The organism is Frankia nepalensis, from assembly GCF_016786325.1.
Lineage (GTDB): Bacteria > Actinomycetota > Actinomycetes > Frankiales > Frankiaceae > Pseudofrankia > Pseudofrankia nepalensis.
Genome location: NZ_JADWYU010000380.1, coordinates 1 through 7893 on the forward strand (window position 1 = coordinate 1; position 7893 = coordinate 7893).

The following is a 7893-nucleotide window of genomic DNA, read 5'->3' on the forward strand; positions in this document are numbered from 1 at the left end:
GCCCTGGGATGGCGCCGCGGACGTCCCGGCCGGCTTGGCCGCCGACGCGGGCCGCGCGGTGGGACGTCCTCCACGCGGGCCATGTGGTTGGGACATCTTCCCTGAAGTCGAGGTGGCCGTCGCTGTGTGCGACGGCCACCATTCGGCTGGTCGGAGCCCTCTCCGGCCCCGGTTCGGGTTCTCGGCCGGCTCAGCCCCTGGCCGCGCGGTGGCGGGCCACGGCGGCGAGGAACCGCAGATTGCCGAACAGGTAGCGCCGCCACAGCCGGGTCGGCTCGGAGGCCAGTCGGTGCAGCCACTCGAGGCCCATGTCCCGCATCCACGGGGGTGCCTGCTTCTTGGTGCCGGCGATGAAGTCGAAGGCGGCGCCGACGGCGATGGCGACCGCCGGGAGCGCGCCCGCCAGCCGTGTGGTCTCCCAGTCCTGCTTGGGCGTGCCCAGCCCGACCCAGACGACCTGGGCGCCCGAGGACCGAATCCGTTCACACTGGTGGTGCCACTCGGACGCCGTCAGCGGCCGGAACGGCGGGCTTTCGGCGCCGGCGATGATCGCGTCCGGGTAGGCGGCGCGCAGGTTGGCCTCGACCCGGGCAAGGACCTCAGGGGTCGAGCCGAGCAGGTAGTGGCGCAGCCCCACCTCCTGCCCCAGCCGGACGACGTCGGTGAACAGGTCGGCTCCCCGGACCTGCCGGGTGGGCAGGTGGCGGTCGCGGTGGAACAGCCGGTTGTGCCAGACGACCGGCTTGCCGTCGGCGAAGTTGACCGAGGCGGCGCGCAGCATTCCCCGCAGGAGCGGGTCGCGGTCGGCCAGGGCGAGCGTGTAGGCGTTGCACTGGTGGACGTCGACGCCTGGCCGTGCCAGCGCGGCCAGGCCGTCGGGCGCCGGCCGTGTCGCGAGCTCGGCCGCGGCCGCGACGATCCGTTCGGCGGCCTCCTCGGGCCCGCAGGCCGTGATGGGTACGCGCGCGCACCACACCACCGGGCCCTGACCGGCGAGGCCCGAGGCCGTCCGCTGTGTCGGGATGGGTGCCCAGCCCGTGGCGACGCCGGCTCCGGCGACCGCGGGCTGGGGCTGGGGCTGGGGCGCCGGTCGAGTCGCGGGCGAGCCGGCGCGGCGCATGGGCGCGTCGGGATCCCACGAGGGCTCCAGGATCTGCGTGCCCACCGCTGTGACGTTGTCGTTCCTGCCGATCTGACCCATCCGATCGCCCTTCCGGCGGTCGCGCCCAGCCGCGGGCCGACCACGCTGGCTGACACCTGACCTCGCGGATGGGCTTCGGCGATCCGCGAGGAACCCCGGGGCTCGGCGCTTGGTGGCCGCCCGGACCATCATCTTGATTACTCATAGTAGTCGACTCATTGCCAGTGGAAGTCGAGCGTGCGTGTCGCATCCGGAGGGGCTGGGCACGTCAACGTAATGTCATCATCACGTTGGGTGACAATTCTGGGTGGAGTCCCCGCCTCGTGCCGACCTGGAGCACTCCTACGCGGGCGTCGGCGCCGAGGCACCGCGCGGCGGGAAGCAGGCGTGGAGGGGCGCGAACCTGTGGGGCCGGGTGCCTCGAACGCGAACAGTGACGATCGGAGGCGGAAGTGGATCTGCGCCTTGCACCCGGCGCGGCGAGGCTCGAGGCCGACGGTCTCGCGGCGGGCCGGCCGGCGGAGGGCGGCCGGGGTGTCCCCTGGTCGGGTCGCCGTGGCGGTGGTCCCGCGGCCGATGCCGTGGGCGCGGAGTTTTCCTGTCTTGGTGGTGTGGTTTCGGGTGGTCGGTCCGGGCCTCGGTTGATGGCGGGGGCGTTGGCGGTGGCTCTCGGGGTCGGTCTGAGCCGGTGGGGTTCCTATCTGGGTGTGCAGCCGGTGTTCCTGACCGATGTGCTGGTCGCGGCGGGGGCTGGGCACTGCGCGGCTGTTCGGCTGACCGGGCGTGGTCGCCGTCCGGCGAGGGGGTTTGGGCTGGGGGAGGTGGCTGTCGGGCTGTTCGCCCTGTATGCGATGGCCCAGTTCGTGCTGGGAGGTGACCATTCGCTGCTCGCGTTGCGTGATTTCGCGCCCTATGGGTATGCGTGGGTCGGTTTGCTGTCCGGCTGGGCGTTGCGTGCGTCTGGTCCTGCGCAGCGGGCGGCGACTGCCCGCCTGCTCGTCATCGCGTTGTATGTGCATCTGGTCTGGGTCGTCGTGGCCACCGCGGTGCCAGGCCTGACCACGTGGCTGCCCATGCTGCCCGGTGGGCGGGCCCGGCTGTTGGAGCTGCGGCCGGATTTCGATGCGGCGATGCTCGGGGTGACGGCGAGTCTGTCGCTGGTTCGTTTCATGCGGGGAGATGGGCGGTTTGCCGGCCTGATCGCCATTCTGTGTCTGGGTCTGGCCGCGGGCATGCCGTCGCGGGCGGGGCTGCTGGCCGCGTGTATCTGCTGTGTTCTCACGCTTGTTCTGACCGGCGCGGCGGCGAGGCGGCAGGGGGTCGTCAGTGACCGGCGCCTGTTGGTCTTCGCTGTCGCGCTCTGCGGTGCCGCGCTGCTTCCGATGACCAGGGCCGGCTCGAAGCTGTTCGCGAGTTTCGGTCTGGTCGAGACCTCCAGCGAGTTGGGCGCGGTCGGTGTGGCCACCATGTCCGCCAGGGAGAAGGCATGGCAGGCGGTCATCCAGTACGTCGCGGATACCCATACCCGGGTCTTTGGTTCCGGCTATGGCATCAACTTCGTCGCCGAGTCCGGTGCGTACATCTACCTGAGTGGAGTCAGTCTGGTGCGGTCTCCGCACAACTACCTGATCGGGCTGTATGCCCGGCTGGGCCTGGTGGGCGTGGTGCTCTTTCTTCTCGTGGTGGCGGCGGCCGTCCGAGCGGTGGTGCGGGCTCGCTCCGCTATCGGCTCGGACGACCTGCTGCTCATCGCCACGATCGTGCCGGCGGCGATTCTGACCACCGCGATGATGGGCGTGGTCCTGGAGTCTCCGTTCGGCGCGGTTCCGTTCTTCTGGTGCCTCGGGATCCTGCTGGCGGCCGGCTGGGACCGGCCCGGCTACGAAACCGACAGGCCCGAGACGGTCTCGGCGGTGGCCGGTTCGACGGTGGCGGTCCCCGCGACAACTTCGACGGTGGCGGTCCCCGCGACAACTTCGACCGTGGCGGTCCCCGCGACAACGACGTTGCTGCCCACCTTCTGAGAGATCTTTCGGAGGCGGAAGTGGATCTGCGCCTTGCACCCGGCGCGGCGAGGCTCGAGGCCGACGGTCTCGCGGCGGGCCGGCCGGCGGAGGGCGGCCGGGGTGTCCCCTGGTCGGGTCGCCGTGGCGGTGGTCCCGCGGCCGATGCCGTGGGCGCGGAGTTTTCCTGTCTTGGTGGTGTGGTTTCGGGTGGTCGGTCCGGGCCTCGGTTGATGGCGGGGGCGTTGGCGGTGGCTCTCGGGGTCGGTCTGAGCCGGTGGGGTTCCTATCTGGGTGTGCAGCCGGTGTTCCTGACCGATGTGCTGGTCGCGGCGGGGGCTGGGCACTGCGCGGCTGTTCGGCTGACCGGGCGTGGTCGCCGTCCGGCGAGGGGGTTTGGGCTGGGGGAGGTGGCTGTCGGGCTGTTCGCCCTGTATGCGATGGCCCAGTTCGTGCTGGGAGGTGACCATTCGCTGCTCGCGTTGCGTGATTTCGCGCCCTATGGGTATGCGTGGGTCGGTTTGCTGTCCGGCTGGGCGTTGCGTGCGTCTGGTCCTGCGCAGCGGGCGGCGACTGCCCGCCTGCTCGTCATCGCGTTGTATGTGCATCTGGTCTGGGTCGTCGTGGCCACCGCGGTGCCAGGCCTGACCACGTGGCTGCCCATGCTGCCCGGTGGGCGGGCCCGGCTGTTGGAGCTGCGGCCGGATTTCGATGCGGCGATGCTCGGGGTGACGGCGAGTCTGTCGCTGGTTCGTTTCATGCGGGGAGATGGGCGGTTTGCCGGCCTGATCGCCATTCTGTGTCTGGGTCTGGCCGCGGGCATGCCGTCGCGGGCGGGGCTGCTGGCCGCGTGTATCTGCTGTGTTCTCACGCTTGTTCTGACCGGCGCGGCGGCGAGGCGGCAGGGGGTCGTCAGTGACCGGCGCCTGTTGGTCTTCGCTGTCGCGCTCTGCGGTGCCGCGCTGCTTCCGATGACCAGGGCCGGCTCGAAGCTGTTCGCGAGTTTCGGTCTGGTCGAGACCTCCAGCGAGTTGGGCGCGGTCGGTGTGGCCACCATGTCCGCCAGGGAGAAGGCATGGCAGGCGGTCATCCAGTACGTCGCGGATACCCATACCCGGGTCTTTGGTTCCGGCTATGGCATCAACTTCGTCGCCGAGTCCGGTGCGTACATCTACCTGAGTGGAGTCAGTCTGGTGCGGTCTCCGCACAACTACCTGATCGGGCTGTATGCCCGGCTGGGCCTGGTGGGCGTGGTGCTCTTTCTTCTCGTGGTGGCGGCGGCCGTCCGAGCGGTGGTGCGGGCTCGCTCCGCTATCGGCTCGGACGACCTGCTGCTCATCGCCACGATCGTGCCGGCGGCGATTCTGACCACCGCGATGATGGGCGTGGTCCTGGAGTCTCCGTTCGGCGCGGTTCCGTTCTTCTGGTGCCTCGGGATCCTGCTGGCGGCCGGCTGGGACCGGCCCGGCTACGAAACCGACAGCCCGGCAGAAGACTCGGCGGAGGCGGGGCCGGGGACCCTCACCGCCACGGCGTCCGGACCACTGGTGGCCGAGCCGGCGGCGGAGGTCTCTCGCACACCCTTGCGCCAGTAGACGCCGCTCGAGTCGATCGGAACCAGAGGTTCGGTTATGCCGCGCGCGGCACGGAAGTCGGTGACGGCGCGCTGGCAGCGCTCGAGGAGGCCATAGTCGTCTATGACGCAGAAGCCGCCGTCCGAGAGCCGGTCGTAGAGCCCGTTCAGCGCGTCGAGCGTGCTCTCGTACATGTCGCCGTCGAGCCGCAGCACCGCCAGCCGCTCGATCGGCGCGGTGGGCAGCGTGTCCCGGAACCAGCCCTTCAGGAAGCGCACCTGCTCGTCGAGCAGCCCGAAACGGCGGAAGTTCTCCTGGACCTCCGCCATCGAGACGGCGAGCACGTCGTGGGTGTGGTGCCTGTCGTGCGCGTCCGCGGGGTATCTGCCCGCGTCGGGCTTCGGCAGGCCGGCGAACGAGTCCGCCACCCAGACCGTGCGGTCGGTGACCTCATGCGCGGCGAGTACACCGCGCATGAAGATGCAGGCGCCGCCCCGCCAGACGCCGGTCTCGATGAGGTCCCCTGGTACCCCGTCCGCGAGAACTGTTTCGACGCACATGCGCAGGTTGTCCATCCGGCGCACGCCGATCATGCTGTGCGCGAGGCGTGGCCAGTCCTGGCCTTCTTGCCGCCGTTCCGGCGGGAGCGTGCGGACGATCTCAAGTCTCTGGTTCGCCAGCAGCGACGCCAGCATGCGGCGGGGAAAGGTGTGGTCGCGCCAGACGCTTCCGTCGCGGCCGTCCCAGAGCGTGCAGGTGAGGGTGTCTCTGAGCAGGTCCAGGTACCTGCCACGCAGCCGCGCGGCCTCGTCGGTGGCCATGGTTCTCACTGGCGGTGTCCTATCGTTTCGGTTGGTGGATGAAGGGTGCGTAAGGCCGTTCGTCCGGACGCGTTGTGTCTGGCCGGGATCGGCGGGACAGCGTTTTTGGATGACATACGGCGTCGGATTCCGCACGGCAACTATATGAATGCGAAGCTGTCGGTCGTGGCCGACACGCGGCGGGCGCGGCACCGTCAGAGCAGCTTGCGCTGCCGACGCAGGCGGCGCGCGGTATAAAGCGGTCCCAAGGCGGCGGCGGTGCCCAGATATGACACCGCTACGGCCGTTTGTCCGGACGCGAACGAAACGCCCGCGCGCCGGTAGAAGAAACGGGCGTACTCGGCCCGGCGGCGCCAGAGGGAGCGCCGGTAGGTCGCGTTGAACTGTTCCCAGGTAAGGTCGCCGCCGGCCGCCCGGGCGCGCACCCGGGCGGCCAGGAACTGGGTTCCGGCCTGCATCGCGAAGAACTTGCGCGTGGTCTCGCTACCGCCATGGACTCGGTATCGGCCGACAATCTCTGGCACTGTGACGATCTGCCCGTAGCCCGCCAGCCGGCTCACCAGGTCCAGGTCGTCCACGGGCGCCACCTGGCGGACCAGTGCCGCGTCGAAACCACCGGCGGCCATGAGCAGGTCCCGTCGGGCGACGGCCGAGGAAAACGGGAACGGCATGAACGTCGCCGCCGCGAGGTCGGCCGCCCGGCCCTCGGTCGGCTCCCCGGCGACGCCGATCGCGCGCCCGACGGCGTCGACGTACCGCATGCGGCCGCCGACCATCGCCACGCCCTCGCGGGCCAGCACGGGAAGTTGGATGGAAAGCTTGCGCGGCAGCCACTCGTCGTCCTGGTCGAGGAAGGCGACGGCCCAGCCGGAGGCGTGCTCCAGACCAGTGCCGCGGGCCGCCGCGACGCCGCCGTTCGTGCGTTGTATCAGCGTTATCCGCGGATCCTGGTACTCCTGGACGATCTGTACCGTCGAATCCCTGGAACCGTCGTCGACGACCAGTAGCTCGAGTTCGCGGTGTTCCTGGGACAGCGCGCTGTCGATGGCGCGCCGCACGAACCGTGCGCCGTCATAGGTGGGTAGCACAATGCTGACCAGCATGTGCGACACACTAGCTCGAATGCTCGCGCGCGCTATTTCGCGATGGTCAGGCGCATGTCGCGGTACACCTGGGAGATGAGAGATTCACGTCGATCATCCTGATGTGCGCGTGTTCGTCGCGCGTTCCTCGGGCCGGAGTATCTCCGCCGTGACGGCACGGAGAACACGCCGACATTCGGCATCCGGTTCCGGTGGCCAGCCCGCGGTAAAATGCGCGGCATCGGAACGATCACAGAAAATGCGGCCCGGGTTCGTTCGCGGTCGGGAGGCGTGGTTTCGCGCGGGTCGTGATGCGCGGAGCCGTCGGTACCAGACGCCGTACGCATAGGGAGTCCAGGATCATGGCGGTAAGGGTTACGGCGATGATGCCGGCGTACAACGCCGAGGCGACGATCGTCGAGGCTGTTGGCTCCGTCCTTGGCCAGGAGTTCGACGACCTGGAACTAATCGTTGTCGACGACGGCAGCACAGATGGCACCGTCGAGCTGGTGCGCGCGGTCGGGGACAGCCGTGTCCGCGTCATTGAGAACCCCTCCAACGTCGGCAGAGGAGCGGCGCACAATCAGGCGATCGCGAGCGCGCGGGGGAGGTTGATCGCGGTGTGCGACGCGGACGACATCTCGCTGCCACACCGGTTTGGTCTGCAGGTCAGGTTTCTGGACGAGAACCCTTCCGCGGCGGTGGTCTCCGGGCAGATAGACAGTTTTGGAGAGTGGGGTGGTCCGGTGAGAATGCACCAGTATCCAACCTCGCGTCTCGATATCGAAAAGAGGTTTCGAAGGGGGCATATGGCCATCGCCCACCCCGCGGCGATGTTTCGCCGTGAGGTCGTCGTCGCGGCCGGGGGCTACTCCAGCGAATGCGTGCGCGCCCAGGATCTCGAGCTGTTCCTCCGGCTGGCCGGAACCGTGGGGATTCGCGCGCTCGATGAATGCCTTGTCCACTACCGTACTTCGGCGAGGTTTCCCGCCTATCGCTATTGGATGCAGAACGCGAACTATCGGCGATACGCCGTGTACTCGGCAAGGATGCGCCGAATGATGCGCGAACCCGGAGCCGCTGACCAGTACCTCGGGAAGGTGCGCACCCGGGCCCGTATGGCCATGGAGCCGGTTAACTACGCGCGATGCCGGATGCTGGACCTGATGCCTTCACAACGTACTCGGGAGCTGCGGTAGGGAGCTCCGCGGTGGGTCGGGGGCCTGTCGGGGCGGGGCTGGCCCGAGTAGACCTGGATATGCTGCCGCCGCG

General features: G+C 69.3%; 5 protein-coding genes and 1 pseudogene. 3 read left to right on the plus strand and 3 right to left on the minus strand.

Annotation, left to right across the window (positions count from 1 at the left end):
• Positions 1–190: 190 nt before the first annotated feature.
• Positions 191–1165, minus strand: a complete 975-nt coding sequence (locus I6A81_RS45990; protein WP_203008378.1) for a WecB/TagA/CpsF family glycosyltransferase — start codon at positions 1163–1165, stop codon at positions 191–193.
• Positions 1166–1848: 683 nt separating this feature from the next.
• Between I6A81_RS45990 and I6A81_RS45995 the strand changes: the two genes are divergently transcribed.
• Positions 1849–3165: an O-antigen ligase family protein gene (locus tag I6A81_RS45995; RefSeq protein WP_203010530.1), complete on the plus strand. Its 1317-nt coding sequence runs from the start codon at positions 1849–1851 to the stop codon at positions 3163–3165.
• A gap of 737 nt (positions 3166–3902) precedes the next feature.
• Positions 3903–4397 (plus strand): annotated as a pseudogene (locus I6A81_RS44575) (O-antigen ligase family protein); the annotation flags it as partial.
• A gap of 215 nt (positions 4398–4612) precedes the next feature.
• Here I6A81_RS44575 and I6A81_RS41910 read toward each other — a convergent pair.
• Together I6A81_RS41910 and I6A81_RS41915 are read right to left on the minus strand one after the other, a co-directional pair.
• Complete coding sequence (locus I6A81_RS41910; protein WP_203007188.1) at positions 4613–5539, minus strand: TylF/MycF family methyltransferase; 927 nt, start codon at positions 5537–5539, stop codon at positions 4613–4615.
• Positions 5540–5733: 194 nt separating this feature from the next.
• Positions 5734–6642 (minus strand): glycosyltransferase family 2 protein, encoded by a 909-nt coding sequence (locus I6A81_RS41915; protein ID WP_203007187.1) that lies wholly within the window; start codon positions 6640–6642, stop codon positions 5734–5736.
• A gap of 341 nt (positions 6643–6983) precedes the next feature.
• On the opposite strand from I6A81_RS41915, the gene I6A81_RS41920 reads away from it, so the two are divergent.
• Entirely contained in the window at positions 6984–7820 is an 837-nt protein-coding gene (locus I6A81_RS41920) for a glycosyltransferase family 2 protein (RefSeq protein ID WP_203007186.1), read from the plus strand.
• The last annotated feature ends 73 nt before the right edge of the window (positions 7821–7893 follow it).

What these genes read in the sequence shown, in the direction of transcription:
- I6A81_RS41910 (WP_203007188.1), bottom strand. Translation starts at nt 5,539, where the DNA reads ATGGCCACCGACGAGGCCGCGCGGCTGCGTGGCAGGTACCTGGACCTG.
- I6A81_RS41920 (WP_203007186.1), top strand. Translation starts at nt 6,984, where the DNA reads ATGGCGGTAAGGGTTACGGCGATGATGCCGGCGTACAACGCCGAGGCG.
- I6A81_RS41915 (WP_203007187.1), bottom strand. Translation starts at nt 6,642, where the DNA reads ATGCTGGTCAGCATTGTGCTACCCACCTATGACGGCGCACGGTTCGTG.